Origin of the sequence: Leptonema illini DSM 21528 (genome assembly GCF_000243335.1) — a bacterium.
In the GTDB taxonomy this organism is placed as follows: Bacteria; Spirochaetota; Leptospiria; order Leptospirales; family Leptonemataceae; genus Leptonema; species Leptonema illini.
Genome location: NZ_JH597773.1, coordinates 3,690,162 through 3,710,695 on the forward strand (window position 1 = coordinate 3,690,162; position 20,534 = coordinate 3,710,695).

22 protein-coding genes are annotated in these 20,534 nt (G+C 54.5%); 7 read left to right on the forward strand and 15 right to left on the reverse strand.

Annotation, left to right across the window (positions count from 1 at the left end; all coding sequences use genetic code 11):
* Positions 1-4: 4 nt before the first annotated feature.
* Genes LEPIL_RS17095 through LEPIL_RS17105 form a run of 3 tightly spaced genes read right to left on the reverse strand, consistent with a single transcriptional unit; the run spans position 5 to position 4,702 of the window.
* Positions 5-2,278, reverse strand: a complete 2,274-nt coding sequence (locus LEPIL_RS17095) for a DEAD/DEAH box helicase (protein WP_002774401.1) — start codon at positions 2,276-2,278, stop codon at positions 5-7.
* Positions 2,275-3,516 carry a ribonuclease H-like domain-containing protein gene (locus LEPIL_RS22505; protein ID WP_002774403.1) on the reverse strand — a complete coding sequence of 414 codons (1,242 nt, stop codon included), beginning with the start codon at positions 3,514-3,516 and terminating at the stop codon, positions 2,275-2,277. The genes LEPIL_RS17095 and LEPIL_RS22505 overlap by 4 nt, the downstream gene beginning before the upstream one ends.
* A gap of 43 nt (positions 3,517-3,559) precedes the next feature.
* On the reverse strand, positions 3,560-4,702 hold the full coding sequence (locus tag LEPIL_RS17105; protein ID WP_002774404.1) for a class I SAM-dependent RNA methyltransferase: 1,143 nt from the start codon (positions 4,700-4,702) through the stop codon (positions 3,560-3,562).
* Positions 4,703-4,824: 122 nt separating this feature from the next.
* Between LEPIL_RS17105 and LEPIL_RS24215 the strand changes: the two genes are divergently transcribed.
* Positions 4,825-5,073: a DUF4160 domain-containing protein gene (locus tag LEPIL_RS24215; RefSeq protein WP_002774406.1), complete on the forward strand. Its 249-nt coding sequence runs from the start codon at positions 4,825-4,827 to the stop codon at positions 5,071-5,073.
* 1 nt (position 5,074) lies between these two features.
* A complete protein-coding gene (locus LEPIL_RS17115) occupies positions 5,075-5,335 on the forward strand; it encodes a DUF2442 domain-containing protein (protein ID WP_002774407.1) in 261 nt (86 codons plus the stop codon).
* A 41-nt stretch (positions 5,336-5,376) separates the two neighbouring features.
* On the opposite strand, the gene LEPIL_RS17120 is transcribed toward LEPIL_RS17115, so the two are convergent.
* The 6 genes from LEPIL_RS17120 to ilvC all read right to left on the reverse strand — a co-directional run bounded on the left by LEPIL_RS17120 (position 5,377) and on the right by ilvC (position 11,595).
* Positions 5,377-5,958 (reverse strand): class I SAM-dependent methyltransferase, encoded by a 582-nt coding sequence (locus tag LEPIL_RS17120; RefSeq protein ID WP_002774409.1) that lies wholly within the window; start codon positions 5,956-5,958, stop codon positions 5,377-5,379.
* Positions 5,955-7,118, reverse strand: coding sequence for a hypothetical protein (locus tag LEPIL_RS17125; protein ID WP_002774411.1), 1,164 nt, complete (start codon positions 7,116-7,118; stop codon positions 5,955-5,957). Before LEPIL_RS17125 ends, LEPIL_RS17120 begins: the two co-directional genes overlap by 4 nt.
* A gap of 22 nt (positions 7,119-7,140) precedes the next feature.
* The gene (locus tag LEPIL_RS17130) at positions 7,141-7,398 is read right to left on the reverse strand and encodes an exodeoxyribonuclease VII small subunit (protein WP_002774413.1); all 258 of its coding nucleotides are present in this window, start codon (positions 7,396-7,398) and stop codon (positions 7,141-7,143) included.
* Positions 7,399-7,431: 33 nt separating this feature from the next.
* Positions 7,432-8,547: a glucose-1-phosphate thymidylyltransferase gene (locus tag LEPIL_RS17135; protein ID WP_002774415.1), complete on the reverse strand. Its 1,116-nt coding sequence runs from the start codon at positions 8,545-8,547 to the stop codon at positions 7,432-7,434.
* A 3-nt stretch (positions 8,548-8,550) separates the two neighbouring features.
* Positions 8,551-10,383 (reverse strand): glutamine--fructose-6-phosphate transaminase (isomerizing), encoded by a 1,833-nt coding sequence (gene glmS / locus LEPIL_RS17140; protein WP_002774417.1) that lies wholly within the window; start codon positions 10,381-10,383, stop codon positions 8,551-8,553.
* 207 nt (positions 10,384-10,590) lie between these two features.
* On the reverse strand, positions 10,591-11,595 hold the full coding sequence (gene ilvC, locus LEPIL_RS17145) for a ketol-acid reductoisomerase (protein ID WP_002774419.1): 1,005 nt from the start codon (positions 11,593-11,595) through the stop codon (positions 10,591-10,593).
* Between the two features lie 175 nt (positions 11,596-11,770).
* Between ilvC and LEPIL_RS22510 the strand changes: the two genes are divergently transcribed.
* Together LEPIL_RS22510 and LEPIL_RS17155 are read left to right on the forward strand one after the other, a co-directional pair.
* Positions 11,771-12,643: a c-type cytochrome gene (locus tag LEPIL_RS22510; RefSeq protein ID WP_002774420.1), complete on the forward strand. Its 873-nt coding sequence runs from the start codon at positions 11,771-11,773 to the stop codon at positions 12,641-12,643.
* 130 nt (positions 12,644-12,773) lie between these two features.
* Complete coding sequence (locus tag LEPIL_RS17155; RefSeq protein ID WP_040920541.1) at positions 12,774-12,983, forward strand: CopG family antitoxin; 210 nt, start codon at positions 12,774-12,776, stop codon at positions 12,981-12,983.
* A 122-nt stretch (positions 12,984-13,105) separates the two neighbouring features.
* On the opposite strand, the gene LEPIL_RS17160 is transcribed toward LEPIL_RS17155, so the two are convergent.
* From LEPIL_RS17160 to LEPIL_RS23105, 4 genes are read right to left on the reverse strand one after another with little or no spacing between them, the layout of a single operon-like run.
* A complete protein-coding gene (locus LEPIL_RS17160; RefSeq protein WP_002774422.1) occupies positions 13,106-14,296 on the reverse strand; it encodes a tetratricopeptide repeat protein in 1,191 nt (396 codons plus the stop codon).
* Positions 14,297-14,335: 39 nt separating this feature from the next.
* On the reverse strand, positions 14,336-14,797 hold the full coding sequence (locus tag LEPIL_RS17165; RefSeq protein WP_002774423.1) for a hypothetical protein: 462 nt from the start codon (positions 14,795-14,797) through the stop codon (positions 14,336-14,338).
* A 10-nt stretch (positions 14,798-14,807) separates the two neighbouring features.
* Positions 14,808-15,005, reverse strand: a complete 198-nt coding sequence (locus LEPIL_RS17170; protein WP_040919059.1) for a DUF2442 domain-containing protein — start codon at positions 15,003-15,005, stop codon at positions 14,808-14,810.
* The gene (locus LEPIL_RS23105; protein WP_245826905.1) at positions 14,956-15,276 is read right to left on the reverse strand and encodes a DUF4160 domain-containing protein; all 321 of its coding nucleotides are present in this window, start codon (positions 15,274-15,276) and stop codon (positions 14,956-14,958) included. The genes LEPIL_RS17170 and LEPIL_RS23105 overlap by 50 nt, the downstream gene beginning before the upstream one ends.
* Before the next feature lie 105 nt (positions 15,277-15,381).
* Here LEPIL_RS23105 and LEPIL_RS17175 point away from each other — a divergent pair, with 105 nt between their 5' ends.
* The gene (locus tag LEPIL_RS17175; RefSeq protein ID WP_002774425.1) at positions 15,382-16,014 is read left to right on the forward strand and encodes a hypothetical protein; all 633 of its coding nucleotides are present in this window, start codon (positions 15,382-15,384) and stop codon (positions 16,012-16,014) included.
* Between the two features lie 20 nt (positions 16,015-16,034).
* Here the strand turns inward: LEPIL_RS17175 and LEPIL_RS17180 are convergent, their stop codons facing one another.
* Together LEPIL_RS17180 and LEPIL_RS17185 are read right to left on the reverse strand one after the other, a co-directional pair.
* Entirely contained in the window at positions 16,035-16,703 is a 669-nt protein-coding gene (locus tag LEPIL_RS17180) for a VanZ family protein (protein ID WP_002774426.1), read from the reverse strand.
* A gap of 45 nt (positions 16,704-16,748) precedes the next feature.
* Positions 16,749-17,912 (reverse strand): iron-containing alcohol dehydrogenase, encoded by a 1,164-nt coding sequence (locus LEPIL_RS17185; protein ID WP_002774427.1) that lies wholly within the window; start codon positions 17,910-17,912, stop codon positions 16,749-16,751.
* 94 nt (positions 17,913-18,006) lie between these two features.
* Here LEPIL_RS17185 and rsmG point away from each other — a divergent pair, with 94 nt between their 5' ends.
* The gene (gene rsmG, locus LEPIL_RS17190) at positions 18,007-19,578 is read left to right on the forward strand and encodes a 16S rRNA (guanine(527)-N(7))-methyltransferase RsmG (RefSeq protein WP_002774428.1); all 1,572 of its coding nucleotides are present in this window, start codon (positions 18,007-18,009) and stop codon (positions 19,576-19,578) included.
* Positions 19,579-19,746: 168 nt separating this feature from the next.
* Entirely contained in the window at positions 19,747-20,436 is a 690-nt protein-coding gene (locus LEPIL_RS22515; RefSeq protein ID WP_002774429.1) for a TetR/AcrR family transcriptional regulator, read from the forward strand.
* Positions 20,437-20,534 lie beyond the last annotated feature (98 nt).

The following is a 20,534-nucleotide window of genomic DNA, read 5'->3' on the forward strand; positions in this document are numbered from 1 at the left end:
GTGATTATCTCTGTTCTCTTTCTGCACAAATCCGTTCAAGCAACGCAAGCACGGTCGACTTCATTCCCTTCTCTTCTGATAGACCGATACATGCCGGGCATCCGTCCTCGCAGGCGCATGCGGCGACATGATCGTGTGCGGCCTGGCTGATTACTTCGAGATTACCGAGAACGTAGTAGGCCAGCTCCAGTCCTCCTGGAAAGTTATCCACCGCATAGATGCACGGAAGAGCAAAGACGGGATTGCGAACCTCGGCGTGAAAACGCATATCGCGCGGATCGCACATCGCATGAATGGGAGCGACGACTCCAAGTGCATGTGCCACGCCGGCAAGCGTCGCGCCTATACGTGCGTCAGAATCCAGACCGGGAAGCTGATCGAGATCGCGAAAGAGCATCCAGAAGCCCTGCGTATGCATCTCAAGCTCGGGAAGATGAATATCGCCCCAGCCGAGATTCTCATGCGTCTCGAATTTGATCTTCTTGAACATGACGGCGCGGCGCTGGAGCTGCAGCTCCCCTTTGTAGAGATCGAAGGTCTCGCAGGATCCGGCGACCTCGCTTTCGAGGATCGAGACGTCGACCTTCTCCTGAGCATCGGTATAATAGTCGACCTCGACCTTGCGTATCTTCGCGATGCGATCCTCCCAGAGCAGCTCTTCGACGTAATACGGCTCGCTCTGATGCAGATAGATGGCATGCGGATGAATCATCGTCGGAGCGGCGAAACGATCGATCTCGCCGATGATCTTCTCGCGTCCCGTGTCGCTGATATCGACGATGACGAAATTCTCGCGCGGGCCCGCACGCAGGCTGATATTGTTCGCCGGATACGAATCGTCAGACCAGTGCCAGTCGTCTCCGCTTCGGGTAACGATGCGCCCCTGTGCCAGCAGATCGAGCAGCTCCGTCACCTCGGCGAAACGGCCGAACGATTCGCCCTTCTTAAAAGGCAGCTCGAAAACGGCGCATTTCAGATGCTCTATCAGGATAAGCAGATTGTCGGCATTGATGCGACCGTGCTCCGGGCTGCGACCGAGCAAAAATTCCGGATGTTGCACGACATATTGATCGGTCGCTTCTGACGTGGCGATGAGAATCGATATGGCGTCATTCTGTTTGCGCCCTGCGCGGCCGGATTGTTGTAATAGCGAGCTGATGCTGCCCGGGAATCCGACGGTGATGGAGACGTCGAGCGAGCCGATGTCGATGCCCAGTTCAAGGGCGTTTGTGCTGACGACGGCGAGCAGTTTGCCTTCGCGCAGATCCCGTTCAATAGAGCGACGCTCGTTGGGAAGATAGCCGCCGCGATAGGCCATGACGCGATTGGCCTTCTGTTTCGACGCCTCTTTCAGATAATTCGTGAGCACCTCGACGCGCGTGCGGCTGCGACAGAACAGGATTGAATGCACGTTGTTGTCGACAAACAGTCCGCCTAACTTTGCCGCCTCTTTCACCGACGAAACTCGGATGCCCAGCTCCTTCTGCACGACGGGCGGATTATAGAAAAGAAAGACCTTACGGCCCGAAGGCGCTCCATTCTCATCGACGACATCAAATGGTCGCTCGAAAAGCTTCTCGGCGAGCTCACCCGGATTCCCGATCGTCGCCGAGGCACAGATGATGCGGGGGCTTTTTCCGTAAAAAGCAGCGATGCGAAGCAAACGACGCATGACGTTCGCAAAATGGCTGCCGAAGACGCCGCGATAGGTATGCATCTCATCGACGACGATCGTCTCCAGATTCTCAAATAGCCTGATCCACATCGTATGATGCGGCAGGATGCCTGCATGCAGCATATCGGGGTTTGTGATGACGAAGTCTCCCGATTCACGAATGCGATTGCGTGCCGAGGCCGACGTATCTCCGTCATAGGTGAAGGTGCGCAGCTCCATCTTCGCCGCCTCAGAGAAGTTTTCGATGGCCGCCTGTTGATCGCGCGAGAGCGCCTTGGTCGGGAAGAGTAGAATCGTGCGCGCCTCGGGATTCTCGAGCTTGCGGTGAAGAACAGGCAACAGGTAGGATAACGATTTTCCGGAAGCCGTCGGTGTGACGACGACGACATCACGACCTTCGCGCATCCGACGGTAGGTTTCGGCCTGATGAATATAAAGCCTTTTGATGCCCTGCGCCTGTAGCATGCCTTTCAGCGCAGCGGGCAGGTCTTCGGGGATTTCGATCGACCGCTCTTCGCGCGCCGGTATCTCGTGAAGCGAAGAGATGTTTGCGGCAAAGCGTTCGTTCTTCTGTAAAAAATCGATCAGCTGAGAAACGTTCATGTTCTGTTCCGGTTCGCCTCGTCCGTTGCAAGCTTCTTGCGAATTCGAGCGCGACGTCGTTCAAGCGGTTCGCCGCGCAGCAAACCGACGGCGCGCACACGACCGACGGTCAGAGCCGGTTCGGTGAAGTCGATGATGGCCGGAATCTCGTCGATGAGCTTCAAAGCCGCATCAAAATCGAGCAGGCGGTATTCAAGGAATCTAAGAAGCAATAGCATCTCAAACGGGCTTCTGTCGCGGCGAACGAGTCGATCGAGACAGAAAGCCGCTTCTTCATTTCTATCAAGTCGTGAATAGATGCGATAGAGCGTCGTTAAAAGAATACGTTCGTCGTCGGCACGTTCGATCGTTTCATTTAGCAGGGGCTCAAGCAGAGCCAGAGCCTCTCTGCCCTGATGATTGCGAAAAAGGATACGACCGATGCGGATGCGCGTCGATGGGTTATCCTTTTTCTTAGCGCTCAGATTTTGCTCGAAAAGCGCCGCCGCCTCTGCGTAGAGGGCGATCATGCCCTGCATATCGAGTTCGTTATGCCGTATGATCTGCGTCAGTCCGTTATCGACGCCGTATTTAATCCAGTCGAAGTAGATACCCGGAATCGCTGCGCCGTCGATGTCGTCGATGCGCGGAGCTCGAAGAAGCGTCGTTTCCAGGTTCTTCTGTTTGAAGCCGCCGGGATAATCGCGCGGCAGCAGTCTCTTCCAGATATGCAGCAGGTCGAAATGATGGGCAAAGACCTTCATCGTGCTGCGTTGCAGGGCGAAGCGATTGCGAATCAGCGGCACGTCGTAGGATTTTCCGTTGAACGTGCATAGATACGGGAATCGCGAAAAAAGGGCGTCCATTTCTTTTACAAGAGCGGCCTCTCCTCCTGGAGAACTCAAGAAAAGCTGCCGGATCGTCAGGCGCTCTTCGTGCCACCAGGCAAGTCCGATTAAAAAAGGCAGCGTTCCCGTGCCGATGGATAACCCTGTCGTTTCGGTATCGAGAAAGAGCACGTCGCCGGCGGGCAGACCGGGACCGGCAAGATCGAGCATGCCCATGACGGCCGTCGGCAGTTGCAGGGCATCGTAGGGCAAAGGAACGATATTCTGTTGCAGTGGCAGCTCGACCTGCCGGTGAAGAAGCCCTGAAGAAAGCGGCAGGAATTCCGGCAGCTCCTTCACCGACGGCGCCGGAGCTTCAGGGGCCGATCCCGTCACCCCTCCGTATAGCTTCAGTCTGGCCGCCGCCTTCATGCGGATCAGAATAGGATTATGTCCTGTATCGGCCAGCGGAATTTCAGCGCTTCAGGTGCACCACCATCTCCATATGCGGGGTGCGGGGAAAGAAATCAAAGGCGGCCAGGCCGGCGACGGTGAATCCGCCTTTTTTCAGAAGGCCGATATCACGGTTCAGCGTCTGCGGATTACACGACGAATAAATCATCTCGCTGATTTTCGAGCGATTCGCCTCATGGCAGAGCGGTTCTTTCATGCCCGCCCGCGGCGGATTCACGATCCACAGATCGGAACGCATTTCGCCTAACCCGGAGATGCCTTTTTTCTGGTATAGATCGCGCAGCAGAAAGCGGCCTTCAAGGCCGGACCGCTTGAAGTTCAGGCGGGCCTGCTCAAGCGAGGCGCCGTAGGATTCGACTCCCGTGTAGCTGCGAAGATTCTTGCGCACGTAGCCTCCGATGAGGCCCGATCCACAGAAAAGCTCAAGGGCGTTGCGCGGCGATCCGGCAAGCAGGTCGTCAATATAAGCAAGCCAGGGCCCGATCAAGAAGCGATTGGCCTGAAAGAAGAGCCCGGGTCGGTACGGCCAAGAGAAGGACCGATCGGGCGTTTGCAGTTTGAAATCGATTTCTTTGTTTTTCTCGCTCGATTCTATGACCTGACGGTCGGTGGTCAGATAAAGAGAGAATTCCGAGGCCAGTGGTTTCGTCGCCCGTAAGGCTGCGTTCAGCTCCGGCGCAAGTTGCAGGCATCCCGATTCGGGAAGCTGGATGAGTTCCTCCGTCCAGAGTGCAAAGAATCCGACAGCGGCGTCTGTGCGGTGCAGGCGGGCGTGATGTCGGTAGCCATCCGGATCGGCCGTGAAAAATTCAAGCCGATCGAGCTCCGGCTCAAGATGCCGATGTTCTCGTAACAGATCGCGCTTGATCTCGATCTCTTTTGCATAGTCTATGTGGCGAAAGCTGCATCCGCCACACTGCGGAAAGATCGAGCAGTCTGATGGTTTACGGCCAGCGGAGGCTTCGAGAACGTCTGTGACGACGGCAAAGCGATGACCGGTGCGCTCACGGCGGATCTCTGCCTGCACGAGCTCGCCGGGCAAGGCGCCGTGAACAAAGACGGCCTGCCCTTCATGATGAGCAAGCGTCAGTCCTCCCTGGACGAATTTTTCAGGTCGGATGGTGATCGAATCAGATGAGGGCATCCCGTCGGTATTTATGAAGCCGTGCGGGCGACAACTGAATCTGCGTGGGGAACCGTCCCTGAATGCAGTCAGGCCGACTTTTATCTAATTGACAGAGCGCTTCTCGGGCTTAGAATTATTGAGTGCCCACGATCTTTCGACATAATGGTTTTCGATACTTTTTTTTCGCAAATGAAAATCGGTCCTCGAATGAGCCCATTCACGTGCACGTCGAGAAAGCCGAAAAGGCTGCAAAGTTCTGGATAGAGAACGGTATAGTCCTGGCCGAATCGTACAATATGAGTACGAAAGAATTGGCTGATATCGAAGAGATAGTCAGAGAGAATGAAGATGTCATCATCATTCGGTGGAAAGAGTTTTTCGGAGAATAAAATGGAAGCACCAAAGGCTGTGTCGGTCAAGATCGATGATACGTCGATTCTTATCGAATTGAAAGATGGGCGTAATCTATCGGTTCCTCTCTCATGGTACCCCAGATTGAGCAAGGCCACTCCCGAGGATCGCGCCGACTTCCGTTTAATTGGTGGTGGGATCGGTATCCATTGGCCCAGACTGGATGAGGACTTGAGCATCAAAGGATTCCTTCTGGGTAATCCGGATCTAACGAGACCCATTGAGACGAGCTCGCCTTAAAGAAACTGAAACGCTTGCGATACTCTGTACGCAAACCTCTCTTACGGCTTCTTGAAATTCGCCGTATACGTCCGTTCCTTCCCGAAACGCTGTTCGAATACGAATCCTGCCGGTTCGAGAATCGATTTCACCTCATCTAACGAAAGGGCATCGGGATCGCCGCCCTGCTCCGTGATCGAAACGATGCCGCCCGGCTTCAAGATGCGGAACATCTCTTTTGCATAGGCGCCCTGCTCTGCAACCTCACCCAGCACCGAAATGAGATATATGCCGTCGAACATACTATCGCCATAGGGCAGCGTGCTTCCCTCGCAGACGGTTAACTCTACGTTTGTGACGCCTTTCTTCTTGAGGCGCTTCGCCGCCTTCGCTATCATCTCAGGCTGGATGTCGGTAAGATACAGCCTACCTTTCGACGCTGCTTTCGCGACGGCCGGACTGAAATAACCGGGCCCGCAGCCGATTTCGAGCAGAACGGAGTCCGGTCGCACAGCGAGCCGCTCGATCAGCTTTTTCGGTGAAAGATAGAGGTTGCGCAGGGGCAGAAGCAGCGTCCACGCCATCTGATGCGGAAAGAGGCCCTTGCCCGAGAAACGCTGTGATATGTCAGAGAGGTCTGTCATCGCGTCGGACGGGGCTCGATCCGCTCAAGCGTTCTATCAATACTTGCAATGTAATATGCGAAGGCCTCGCTCTCCGTCATGGAGATCTTGCGATTCGGATCATTGGGATCCTTTATTTCAATGGGTTTTCCCGGTTCCTGTGTATTAACCTGTTGGAGCTCCTTTTCACATCGTTTTCGGAATTTTTGCAGCACCGGTTTGCATCGAGCGTCGCATATTTTTTCGGCAAGCGGCAGAGCCCTCCCTGTGTCATAATAGGGAAAGTAGCGACTGTTTACAAGGAGCTGGATAATATCGGGCATCATGTCCGGCGATTTCCATTCTAATAGCGGGTCCATGCCGAGATTGGATTCGGAATCGCGACTGGCCAGTCGGAACAGTATGGCTCGCGTCGATTCGGCAAAGGGTAATTTACCGAGCGCCGCTGAAGCAGCTTTTTCCGGATTCATCGTCTCATACGGGCTCTTGATCAAAAACGCAGTCGAATACGACGTCGTTCCCTGAATCATTCGCTCAAGCGCGGGCCGGGCCGACTCCAGTTTTAGATCGCCGGCAACAGTCGCTCCGTAAAAGCGCATCCGATTATCCTGATGCGCCATGGCTCGAAGCGCAGGAGTATCGCCGTATGCCGTCGTTACGATACGCAAAAGAGAAAGAATCGGTCCGTTCGGACACAGCCAGACGGGTTCCTCAAACGGGGCCTCGAATTCGTTGCTGAGGTGATTCTCATCCTTGAACGTCGTAAAGAGAGGCGTCCTTGTGGCGAACTGGAATTCCTCTTCATGGAATGCGCTGTCGATTTCGAGCGTCAGGAAACCATTTATCCGGGCCGCCGTATAACGACGGCCCTGCACTCTTCTGTCCCGGCTGTTGTATTCCGATGAGAGCGCCTGTCCCTGCCATTCAAGAGAGACCTTAAACGGCGATGCCGGATCTTCCTTTAATCCGGCCGAGGTTAGAATCTCTGCTAACACCTTCCTGATACCCGGATCAGGCGCACCGGCCGGGAGGTTTCTAACTTCGTTTAAAGCGAAGGTCTTCTGGCCCCGCATCAGCGTTACCAGATCGTCGTCCGGTAAGGAATACTCCCGTTCTGCCGATGAGGTGCATCCGACAGAAAAGGTTAACAGAAGGAGCAAAGCTCTGAAATAACGGTTCATTTTCATCCTCTTACAAATCTCTTCAAAAAAGCGATGCCTCTTCTTCTTGAATATCGACGGGACGCAGCTCGCCGTCTTTCTTCTGGAGCATCTGCAGACGTTTTTCGGCCTGACCTAAATAATCCGTGCACAGATCGCGCAGCTTGATACCCTCTTCGTAAGCGGCGAGGGATTCGTCGAGGCTGAGCTCGCCCGATTCAAGATTGCGCGTGATCTCTTCAAGACGGTCGAGGGCGTCTTCAAAACGGAACTCTTCTGTGTCTTTGCGTTTCTTGCTCATGGCAATGGCCTCTGTTATGTGGAGAATAGCGGATCAGCTCAGATGACTGAGCAGTGAGACGAGCTCCTGCATGGTAGGATGCACGACCTGCTTGCGTCTGGCAAAGATTTTTTCGCAGTCCTCAAGGAAACGTCCGGGCCTGTACGAATGTCCGGTGATTCCCCAGGAAAGCGGCGGCACATACGACGACGGCGAACCGGCAAAGATGTTCGAGCCGGCATCGACGACCGTGCCCGTATTGAGCATCGTGCCGATCGCCGTCTTCACGCAATCCCCGAGAATAGAGCCGAACTTGATCTTGCCCGTTTCGAGCGTGAAGAACGAGCTTGCACGCGTAGGAAAGCGCTCTTGCGGCAGTTGCAGGCGTATCTCGCCGTAGTTATTCTTAAGATCGGATGTCGTCGTCAGAGCGCCGAGGTTGACCCAGTTGCCGATCAGGCTATGACCGACGAAGCCTTCATGATGCTTGTTCGAGAAGCGTCCGAAGAGCGAATTCTCGATCTCTCCGCCGACGCGGCAGCCTTCGCCGAGCACGGTGCCGCCTGTGATGCGGACGTTATCCAGATGGCAGTCCGGCGCCGCATAGAACGGTCCGGCGATGTACGTGAACGGAGTGAGCGAGCATCGCTCGTCGATAACGACCGGACCTTCGCGCGTATCAAAGACGACGCCGGGCGGCACCTCGACGGACTGATGAATCCACAGATCCTGCTTTGCTCCGATGAGCTGTGCGGCCTGACGGTGTTCAAAGTCTTCTCGGTTTAAAAGAAAAAGATCGGCGGCGATGCGCGACGGAGCGTCGTCAAGCAGCGCGACGACGTCGGCCGAGAACTCGACGTCATCATAGAGGGATTGTAGCTCTGTCTCGACAAAAGAGCGGCGGTCGGCGCCCGTATGCGCATGCTCCGACGAAAAAGCCGTCAGATCGACCTTCGCCTGATCGGCGCGAAAAGGAACAAGGCCGAGCCGGTCGGCAAAGAGCCGCTCCAGCCGGGCATCGGGATGCAGATACACGGGCACCGCATCAGGATGCAGGCGTCTGATGCGTTCGATGTCCGAGAAGATGCCGTTGCGATACGCGAAAACGGGCTCGAAGCGACTGAGCACTCGTCCTGCCGGATGATCGAGATCGACAAGCAGGAACTTCATGCATCACTCCACCGTTACGGATTTTGCAAGGTTACGCGGCTGATCGGGCTCACATCCTCTTTCTATGGCTGCATAGTAGGCCAGCAGCTGCAACGGAATGACCGTTAAAAGCGGCGTCAGGAAGTCGGGTGCGGCAGGAATATGGAAGTAATGATCGGCGAGATCGGGAACCATCGTATCGCCTTCGGTGCAGATGGCGAGGATCTTGCCTTTGCGTGCCTTTACTTCCTGGATGTTCGACACCATCTTGTCGTAGACCTCGGTCTTCGGAGCGATGCATACGACGGGGATGTTCTCGTCGATGAGGGCGATCGGTCCATGCTTGAACTCACCGCCTGCATAACCCGAGGCATGAATGTACGAGATCTCCTTCAGCTTCAGGGCGCCTTCAAGCGCCGTCGGATGGTTATAATAGCGACCCAGGAAGATGAAGTCGCGGGCGCCGATATACTCGCGCGCCCAGTGGCGGATCTCTTCGGCCCGCGCAAGGATCGATTCGATCTTCACCGGCAGCTTGCGAATCTCTTCAAAGATGGCTTCGCGCTCCTCTTTCTGCGTGATCCAGCGGATGCCCGACATATAAAGCGAGAAGAAAAGCATGTTTAACAGCTGAGCCGTATAGGCCTTCGTCGAGGCCACGCCGATTTCTGGCCCCGCCATCAGGTTGATGAAGGCATCGGAATCCCGGGCGATCGTCGAATCGACGCGATTCACAAAAGAGAGCACGCGGCAGAACTTCGACTTTGCCTCGAGGATGCCGGCCAGCGTATCGGCCGTCTCGCCGCTCTGCGAGATACCGATGACCATCGTATCGCCTTCAGCGATCGGATTGCGGTAACGGAACTCCGACGACAGATCGACGTCGGTGGCGATGCGGGCGAACTTCTCGAAATAGAGCTTTCCGACTAACCCTGCATGCCAGGACGTCCCCGCGCTCGTAATGAGGATGCGCCCTACGCGACCGAGCACGTCGTTCGACATCTCCATCTCGGGAAAACGCACCTTGCCCTTCTCGTCCATTCTCGCCTCGATGATGCGACGAAAGACGTCGGGCTGCTCGAAGATCTCTTTGAGCATGAAATGATCGTAGGGGCCTTTTTCCAGATCTTCGACGGTGAGCTTGATATGCTCCAGATGCACGTCGACGGGCGATCCGTCTTTTTCGAACAGATGGAACTCGTCGCGGGTCATCCATCCCCACTGGCCGTCTTTGATAATGCATTGCTCTTTCGCCTGCGGAATGATGGCCATGATGTCGCTGGCAAGGAAGCCTTCATTCTTGCCTTTACCGTAGATCAGAGGCGAGCCGTCTTTAATGAAGTAGATGCGCTCCGGGTCTTTTTCGTAGAGGATGGCGCAGGCGAACTTGCCTTCAAGCTTCGCCACCGCCGCGGGAATCGCCTTCTCAAGCGTGCCGTGCGTTTTCAGCTCTTCTTCAAGCAGATGCGGGATGACCTCGGTATCGGTCTCGGTGTGAAAGAGGTGGCCTTTTTTCGTCAGCTCATGACGCAGATGCATGTAGTTTTCGATGATGCCGTTATGAACGACGGCGATCTTACGTGAGCCGTCGACGTGCGGATGGGCGTTTCCACGGGAGGGCTCGCCGTGTGTGGCCCATCGCGTGTGGCCGATGCCGATATGGCCGTTTACGGGATGCAGCTTCAGGTAGTCTTCAAGCGCCTTGATCTTGCCCTTTTCTTTTCGGATCTCAAGCTCGCCCTGGTCGATCGCGGCGATGCCCGCCGAGTCATAACCCCGGTATTCAAGCCGGATCAGACCGACCAGAAGAACCGAATGGATGGACTTATCGCCCGAATATCCTACAATACCACACATAGAGGCCCACACTTCACCGTGTCAGTCGTCCTTCAACTAAGAAAAGTACCGGTGAACGGCTTCATTTATACTAACAAATCCTGTGCTACAGGAATGATACAGTGTCGGGTTTTTGGCCGGATGGTTAACAGACATAAAAAAAGGGGCCGTAGCCCCTTTTTCGTCTCAGACCCGTCGCCGGGCCCAAGGCCTACATTTAACGCAAGATCACTTCTTTTTGAGGAACTTCATCATGCTGCGCAGTTTGGCGCCCGTCTCTTCGATCTGGTGCTTCTTGCCTTCGTCACGCATGCGATTGAAATTCGGGTATCCCTTCGCCGTTTCTTCGAGCCATTCTTTAGCGAAACGAGCGCCTTTATCTTTCTGGATGTCGTCCAGAACGGAGCGCATGGCCGCTTTTGAATGAGCGTCGACAACGCGGGGACCGCGGGTCAGGTCGCCGAACTCCGCCGTATCTGAAATGGAGCTGCGCATATTGGCGATGCCGCCTTCGTAGATCAGGTCTACGATCAGCTTCACTTCGTGCAGACATTCGAAATAGGCGATGTCGGGATCGTATCCGGCCTCGACAAGCGTTTCAAATCCCTTCGTAATAAGGGAGGTCAGGCCGCCGCAAAGCACTGCCTGCTCGCCGAAAAGGTCGGTTTCGGTCTCGTCACGGAACGTCGTTTCGAGGATGCCCGCACGTCCGCCACCGACGCCCGCAGCGTGAGCCAGCGCACGTTTGTGAGCCTCGCCCGTCGCATCCTGATGGATGGCGATAAGGCAGGGAACTCCGCCTCCCTCTGTGTAAACACGGCGAACGAGATGGCCGGGACCCTTCGGGGCGACCATGTAGACGTCGACGTCTTTCGGAGGCTGGATGATGTCATAGTGGATGTTGAATCCGTGCGAGAAGACAAGGGCCTTCCCGGCTGTAAGGTTCGGAGCGATCGCTTCGTTATAAAGAGATCCCTGCGTCTGGTCAGGAGTCAGAACCTGGATGATATCGGCCTTCTTGCAGGCCTCGGACGGAGGCAGAACCTCGAAACCGACCTCTTTCGCCTGGGCGAAGGATTTCGAATCCGGGCGCAATCCGATGATAACATTCAGGCCGGAATCCCGCATATTCTGTGCCTGGGCGTGGCCCTGGCTACCGTATCCGAGTACCGCGATGGTTTTACCCTTGAGCAGGCTCAGATCACATGCGTCGTCGTAGAAAATTTTTGCCATACAGGTATGGCTTTGTTACGGGCCGATGGTGACAAGGAAAATTCAAATCACAGGTCCATTGTGTGCACACAGGAAGAGGGGAGGCGGTGACATAAAAGAGTAAGCAGGCACATCTCTGAACATCTTGACTCTTATCGGATTATGGGTTGAACTGACCTGTCCGCAAGGCTAAAATATGAAACTACTATTTAGACTCAGATTGAGATTGCTTGTTGTCGGCTTGGTGCTGGTTTTTTCCGGCGGTGCGACCGCAAAGCCTCTCGTACTGAGTCGATGCGAACATGGGGATTGCTGGAACGGCTATGGCTTGGGTCAACTGGCTGGTTTTACAGCAAAGGTGTGGTGGGAAGGCTGGTGGGCCAATGGGCACCCAAAAGGGGAAGGCTGGGTCCAGACCGATGCCAGGATACCATGCACGGCAAAGGAAGACGGCGTTTTCAATTGTTACGAGGACGGGAATCCCTACGAGGGGGCGATGATACTAACACAAGTTCGCCCTGGCAGCGCCGGGAAAATTGTTGATACAAAGTATGTGTGGCTTGTAAGGCACGGGCTTGGCAGGATGAAGGGGGAAGCTGACGGCACTTTCGATGAAGAGGGAACATATCAATACGACCGGCTCTTCAACGGGATTCAACGTCGGCTGGTTCAAGGTAAAACCATTGTCGTCGTCGTTAGAAATGGTGTGCCCGACGAGAGGGAATGGAAAGAGGCTGTTGCTTCAGCGTTGAAACAAGCTTTGCACGACTCAAACAATGATAAAGAATTGGCAGCTATGAAGGGAGAGCGGAGCTACAGAGCCTATTGTGCCGCATGCCATAAGCCAGATATGACAGGCCTCGTTGGCCCCAATCTCACAGACAACTCATGGTTGCATGGGCATCGATTTGAAGAGATATTCTGGTCGCTGATGTACGGCATAGGAACGGAGCGTGTGAAACAATTACCTCCCAAAGGGCCCTGTCCTGCGCATGCGCAGTCTCTCGGGACTGACGAGCTTATTCAGATCATACGATACCTTCAGGCTACAAACAAAAACATCGAGTAAGCAAAATCTCCTTTGCGTGTCAGTGTCCGAACAGTCTCATACGGTATAGTTGATAAATCGATTTGTTTCGAATGGGATGAGCGCAAGAGTCGTCAGAATTTAGGAAAAAATGGCATCGCAGATAATCACAATGAGGAAAGAATACGACTTTTCAAAAGCGAAGAAAAACCCTTATGCTCGCAGGCTGAAGAAGCAGATCACGATTCGCATCAACTCAGAGGCCATCGATTACTTCAAGTCTATGGCTGAGGAGACGGGCATCCCATACCAGAATCTCATCGATCTCTATCTGCTGGATTGTGCTAAAAGGCATAAAAAGATCGAGCTCTCGTTCAAGTAGCGGAGAAGGAACCTGAGTAAGGCGAATATTGAGATCGTTTCTACTTGCGCCTTCGCCATAAAAACCGGCACTTTGCCTTTTGTCGAAAGGGAGCCGCTTTTATAGCGAAGGAAGCAGGAGGATTACTTATCCTGCCGTTCCGTGACGGGCTCCACATAGATCCACATCCCCGTGGCTTCAAAGAGAGGATCCCACACCAGGTTCACGGTGACTGTTTTCTGCTCGGACTGTCCGGATAACCTGATTCTGGAAGCACTACTATCGTCCTTTTGCGTTTGATCCTCGACGTTCTTCAGAGCAACACCGCAGACTGTCCTATTTTGGTAAAAGCCGCGCATCAGCTTCAATGTTTGAAGGGCTCGCTGAAAGTTCGTCTCCTCGCTGACGGAGCTGAGAACCGGGTATCCGTTTTCTTCCTTTCGGACATGGATCTCCTTGATCTGTGCAGGAATGGGAAATGTGCAATCATAGACCGATACCGCTCCATTGACGGCCTTGAGCGGCGGTATTTTTCCCACAGTACATGCAGTTTTCTGACCTGCATAGCAGGCAGAACGCAGTTTTTCAGCGGCTTCTTCATTCTTCCCGGTTTGCAGATAGATCTGCCCGATGATGAGCTCGGCTTCGCTCTGTGTGGAGTTCTTGCCTTCGGTTAGATAGGTCAGGGCTTCATCGTACCGACCGAGCTTGAAAAGCACCCTGCCGATGTTCAGGGAAATGTGCATGTGCTCCGGAGCCTTCGGCTGGATCTCCTTGAATAGCGCGAGGGCCTCTTCGAGTTTTCCCTGCTCTTCGTAGATTTCTGCAATCCTCCACTGTTCGTTGGTGGCCTGCCATCCCTTCTCAACGGGTACTTTCAGTACGGCGACGGCTTCGTCGAGCCGGCCCAGTGCTTTTAAAGCAAGGCCCAGGTGCACATAAACCAGCCGGTGCTGCGGGCTCTTGTTTTTCACTTTTTCAAGATGCAAAACCTTCTTTTTCGGATCCTTCGAGAGCATTCCTACCTGGAAGTTGCAATAGACATCGTCGGGTTTGATTTGAAGAGCCCTTTCGAAATATGGGACGGCTTTGCGGCCCGCTCCGCCGGAAATCCAGTAATGGGAGCGGCCGAGACCGGCGTTCGCCTCAAAAGAGGCAGGGTTTTTTCGAAGATACGATCCGTACTTTTCAATGGCGCATTCGAAATCCCGCTTCTTCTCGCATGCCGTGGCCTCCTGAAGAAGAGGATCTACGGCGTCGCCGACCGGTTCGGCGGTCAGAGCGGAGGAAAAGAGCAGGAATGCAATCGTAAGGCGAAAGGAAGATTTGACCATGGTGTTAAATCGTAAGCAGCCGTTCGATGTCAATGATTTTCAGTATTTCCTGCCATCATCTCGCAACTCAATGACGTTCACTTTGCCGTGTAGCTTTGAGCGAAAGTCTTTCATCTCTCGCACGAGTTTTCGATAGTCCGGCTGCTGTGCCTTTTCCAGGTCGGGGGAATCCCCGGCAATTTCGGAAGTCTTGATTTCAAAGGCAGCGAACTGAACGACCATATTGTCTTGCGGCAAGACGTCCTCTACTCGCTCGTCGTAAGGATCCAGAACGAGAATGGTTCGTTCGCTATCGCTCAGACATTTCACATGGCTGATGCAAAACTCATTGAGAGAATCGTCGGACCAATCAATTCCGGTCACTCCGGTCAGAGTGACGGATGTCATCTCTCCGTCTCGCTCTGTAAGATCGAGATCAACGACGCGGCGTGACAGGTTAATCCTTATCCCGGTCAGCGTTCGATCGCGCAAGAAACGCTCCAGTTCCGTGATGCGATTCATGCGAGCGTAACTACAACGGCAGCTGAAAGCGCCCGTCAAGAATTCCCTGAACCGTCAGGTCTTCGTCGAGCTCTTCCCAGCGAAGGGCTGCTCCGTTCAGGCGAATCGAGATGCGAGCAAGCTGTTCTTCTGTTGCGTTTTTCAAAAGGCGGAAGCGATCAGCAGGAAAGGCAAGCAATCGGCCGTCCGATAGCTCGAGATGAACCATCCGCCCCTCTGTCCATGCACGCAGAGTAATGGCCTCGGAATGAACTTTCCCGACCGTGGAACTCATTGTATTTACCAATCAGAAGGGCCTGATGCTCAAAGACAAGTCTTTCTATTGTTCGGATTTCGTATGCTTTTAATCCGGAGTTCCTGGCCAGAACAACCGGATCGAGCCAGAATTTGCACTCAACGTCATCTCTCGTGACATGAATATGGGCGGGTTCTTCGCCTTCGTTCGAATAAAAATGAAAGCGGAACGGACCAATGTGCATCACTGTAGGCACAATTCATGCCTTCAGGCTCGTGTGCTCAGTTGAGCGATTGTCAGGAAATCGGATTTTTTCTTTTCTATGCTCGCCAATGCCCTCTTCTGACATATGCGCTGGCTGGCCTTACCTCTGCTCGTTGCAGTTCTTTCCTCCTGTTTGTCGGGCGCCATGCGTTTGAATACAGATCGCAGGGTTCGTTCTGCTGCAGAATCTCCGCAATCCTGTAACTTCTACGTTCAGGGAGAAGAGGATCATAGTAGACTTGGAATGTGGGATCTTACCGGAATGATATCGGCTCCTGTTCTGGATGTTGGCGTCATTTACTATCTCAGTCTTTCGAATCCCTGGTATGGCTTTGGATATTTTGCGCTGGGTTATCCTATGGTCGCTGCTGAGCGGGTCCCGCCGTGGGGCTTTGGCCGCTGGTGTGGAACACCAGAAGCGCCACAGCAGCCTCCGTTTGAGTATTACTATATGCTGGAATCAGCGAGCGACACATGCGAATTAACAGAAGAGAGAGAACGGTTCCTTGACTTTACTTTCCTGCACTTCAATGAGATTGCCGTGCATTGGTCGCAGATTGAGAATGCTGAGAGCGTTCCACCCCTTCCAATGGAGATGAAGCGCCTGTCGGTGCCGGCAGAAAAAGGCCTCTGCGTGTATGCCTATTACATGCCCGGCGGCGAAGAGGCCTTCAAGAAGGAAATGGTGGCGCAAAAAAAGGAACCAAACGAAGAATAATGACCGGATGTTTCTCGCAGTCATGAATTGCACAGTTTCCTGAACCTTTCGAGAATAGCACTGTAAAGAGGTTCTCCATCAATTTGTCGGATGATACCCAGCGCATATCCGAGCGATGCGGCTGCAAGGTTTAACCAGATGTCATGAATGTCGAATACACGCTCCGGTACGAAAATCTGAATGGCCTCATCGACGGAAGCCAGTGAAAGAGCTGCTATGAAGGATACCAGGATTCCAAATCTTCGATGCAGCCCTGAAGAAAAACCCAGACCGAGTGGAAAAGCCCACATAGCATGTATTACATTGGCCTTGCCCTGTCCGTCCTGGCCGACAAATACTAACGCTGGCATGGCCAGAACTGCCATGTGCGCTGGAACGATCAGGGAATAGAATCGAGAATTCTCTGGAAGCCGGGCCGTTATCCATAGTCCCAGGACCGTTCCGGTAACGATGAGAAATAACAGGTAGCTCGCAACGTTATGTTCGCTTTGAAGGAGAGAACCAGCTTGTTCTGACCCAAACAGAGTAGTTGCATAGATCGCGCAGGCATAGAGAAGAGGCGCCAGAAGCGGCACAATAGCGAACCTGTTCCAGATACGATGCCAGATGAAGACAATTAAGGCAACGCTGAATGATATCGGTGATCCGATGAATAGTACGGCCGACAGCGTTCGAAAGCTTGTATCCATAATCAAAACATCGGAAAAGGGAAGAACCCCTGACGACTCCCCCCCTCAATACGCCGTAATCAGAATCGTCTCGATCTCGTTGCGCTCCATATCACGAGGAGTGTTCTTGATAAGCGGATACTCGGCGGCAAGCTCGGCGATCTCGCCCAGTGTGGATTTGGCGATCTCGAAATCCGACAGGCGCTGTGCTACGTTCAGGTCAAGGTAGAGCTTGCGCACGCCTTCGACGGCCTTGATGGCCGCTTCGATGATTGAGATGTCGTGGATGTCCTGCTCAAGCGCCCGGGCGATCTGCACGTATTTTGACGCCGAGCTGGTGAGGTTATACTCCATCACATGCGGCAGAAGAATATTGAGGGCGCTATAAAAATCCATGCCCGTCACGAGATGAACGGACTGTGCGATGCTGTAGCTCAGGCCAAGCGCCGTGCTTGATGCAGCCATACCGCAGACGACGGAGGCGACGGCGAGGTTATACCTGGCCCCCTGATTCGCCTGATCGGTCATCAGCGTATTGATCGAACGCACGACAAGCTCGATGGCCTTCAGCGAAAGTGAGCCCGTAATCTCGTTGGATTTGCGCGAGAGGATGGATTCGACTGAGGCGGCGATGACGGCCATACCCTGACGCACGAGCTCGTTTCGCGACGGATTGGAAACGAGGTTCGGATCCACCAGAATGGCCTCGGGATACAACCTGTGATCTCTGTGATAAAAGAAATCGCCCGTGCTGCTATCGTAGCCGAACATATCGGGCGAGCTCTCTTCGCCGATGGTCAATCCGGTGGGAATACAGACCACGGGCATCGGCGCCTTTTTCAGCGGAAAGCGTTTCTGTTTCAATTCGCCGGCATAAACCTCGTTGCGGGCAAGCATGGCCAGCGAACGGGCGACCTGAAACGTATGGCGTCCGCCGATGGCGATGATGATGTCGGCGCCGCTGCGTCGCAGAAAGTAAGAGGCCGAATCCATCTGATCGTACGAGGGCAGCGAATGGAATTCATCATAGATGATGCAGCCCGACATCTGCTTCTTGAGGCCGGTAAGCAGGATCTGGTATTCATCTTCAGAGCGGATCTCTTCCTGAATACTGAAGACGAAGGGACGCTCGCCCAGATCGCGAATCAGGGTGCCCATGTTATGTGTGGAATTCCGCTGCACGTAGGTCCGCGTCGGAAACTGAAAATCGACCCATTCAAAGGATTGCACGCATCCCCCCTGTGATTCAGATAATTCTGATGCCTCTCATAAACGGAAGTGTTTTCGCGGTTCTCCGGCGGCGGGCGTCGGGAAAAGTGGAGGTATGAAAGAGATCGATCAGGATCGGATGGCTGCGGATCTACGCTCGGCCGGCATCCATTTAAAGAAAGATGCCCTTGATCGACTCTGGTCCTTTCATCGCATTCTACGCGAGCGCAACCGCGAGCTCAATCTCACGCGGCTTTATAGCTACGAGACGATGGTGCGCAAGCATTACGTCGACTGCCTGCTTGTAACCGAGCTGCTTTCAAAAAGCGGCCTGCGGCTTGAGGGCCCCGTCATGGATCTGGGATCAGGCGGCGGCTTTCCAGGAATGCCTCTGGCCATCGAATCGCCCGATACGGCCTGGTATCTTGTAGAAGGCCGCGAGAACCGCTGTGCTTATTTAAAAGAAACGGCGGCCGAGCTTGGCCTCTCGAACGTCACCGTCTACTGGCGCAAGCTGCAACCCACCGACGCCGTATCTGTGCGTGCCGTCATCACGCGAGCCGTCGAAGGCATGACGGGCACGGCTGAGCGCGTCAGCGGATCTCTCGAAAAAGGCGGATTGCTTCTGTTTATGAAGGGCCCTCACTGCGACGACGAGATCCGGGAGATGCAGGCAGAGCCCTATGAGCTTGTGCTCGATGAGCATTATACGCTACCCGGATCGGAGCGCGATCGACGTCGCCTTGTCGTCTTCAGGCGCACGTCCGAGCCGGGGCGCGGGCGCAGGCTCTATCCCTATGGCGAGACGGCCGAGCAGTGGAAGCATGCACTGCATATCACGTCGGCCGAGAACGTGCGTTATAAATCGCTGAAGAAGATCATGCAGGGCGGAGCGCGCTCCATCATGAAAGAAGGGCAGACACTCGTCTACGGGCGACGCGTCGTCGATGAGGTGCTGAACGAGACGCCCGAAAACGTCGAGGCCGTGCTGTTCGAAGAGCGGTCTGTGAAGAAAGGCCTTGCCGACGATGCCATGACCGACATTGCCCGGGAGGAGCGGCTTCCGGCTGGCATGGATCTGCTTGTGCTTTCCGGTCCGCTGATCGACGGCCTCGGTCTGAAGGGCTTCGAGCCGCCCTATCTGCTCTACAAGGTGAATCCCATTATACAGTGGGATGCCTCTGCGCTGACCGAGCCCACGCTCTTTCTGCCGCTGGGCGATCCCGAGAACATGGGCCTTGCCTTGCGCTCCGCACTTGCCTTCGGATTCAAAGAGATCATTCTTCTTGAAGAAGCGGCCTCTCCGTACCTGCCCACCGTCATCAGGGCGTCGTCCGGAGCCTCGCTGCGTCTGAACTATCGCCGCGGGCCGTCTATACTCAAGCTTGCTAACGTACTGGGCGAAATGCGTGCCGGCTTACCGGGCGGTGGGCCGGGAAAGGCTCTTGAAGCTCCGATCTTCTATCTCGATCGTGACGGGCAGGCGTTGCCCGAGCAGAGTCGGCCGGCGACCGCCTTTGGTCTGATCGTCGGCGAAGAGGGCAGGGGCATACCCGATTCCCTGCGCGAGCTCGCCGAGCAGGGAGCTGTGAAGGCGCTGAGCATCCCCATGTCAGAAGAGATCGAAAGCCTGAACGCCGCCGTCAGCCTGTCGATTGCCATGTATCAGCTCACGCTGACACGTTAGTTTTCGATCTGTTACTTTCAGAGAGTCCGCAGATCAGTAAATCAGCAAATCTCTATCGCTTGCGAGAGCCCGCCTTAGAAGTCGCTCCTGCGCTTCAGGTCGGGTTCGCCACCTGTTGTTGAAAAAAATGGAGTTGACTGCAAGTTTGAAGCCTGATCCAGTCTGCTCATGCAGACGACCGTCTTCCAGCGTTACGCCGAAGAAGACCTGTCGGAGTTCTCGGTCCGCGATATCAAGTATGCCCGCGCCCGGCTCGGTCTGCTGGACGCACTGCTCGAAGAACTACAGCACTCTCCGATTCATCAGATTCGCGTGAGAGATCTTTGCCGGCGGGCCGAGGTGAGCGAATCGGCTTTCTTCAATTATTATCCACAGAAAGACGATCTGCTTTTCTTATTCGTGCGGCTCTGGAGCATCGACGCCGCTCTATTCAATCGCAGCACCCCTTCAGGGCTGGAGATGCTGCGAGGTTTCTATAATTATACCGGTCGCATCGCCGAGCAGCATCCCTATCTGATGAAAGAGCTTCTCTCGTATCAGGCGCGGGCCGATATTCCAGGCCGGGCTCAGTTTGTTCCGCCTCTTCGTCCCTGTGAGAAGGTGATGGTTTTCGGTCGTGTTCCGGGTATGGAAGACATCTCAGATCTCGGCATCCGCGGCTTGATACAGCTCGGTCTGACCGATGCGATCAGGCAGGGCGAGCTGCCTGCTATGGATCTGGAGCAGGCGATGATCTCGGTGGGCAGTGTTTTCTTCGGAGTCGCCGGCCTTCTGGCGTCGCGTGATTTTCAAGGCCTTCCTGAGGCCTATGCTCGCTCGTTACGGATCGTCTTTTCGGGTCTGGGCGCCGGGTCGTAAAGGGACGATCGCCCATCCATACTGATCGAGAGGTTTCGTCGGATGCCGGGGCTCCGGGCCTGTAACGGTTATTCTATCTGTAATTCTATTTTATATTT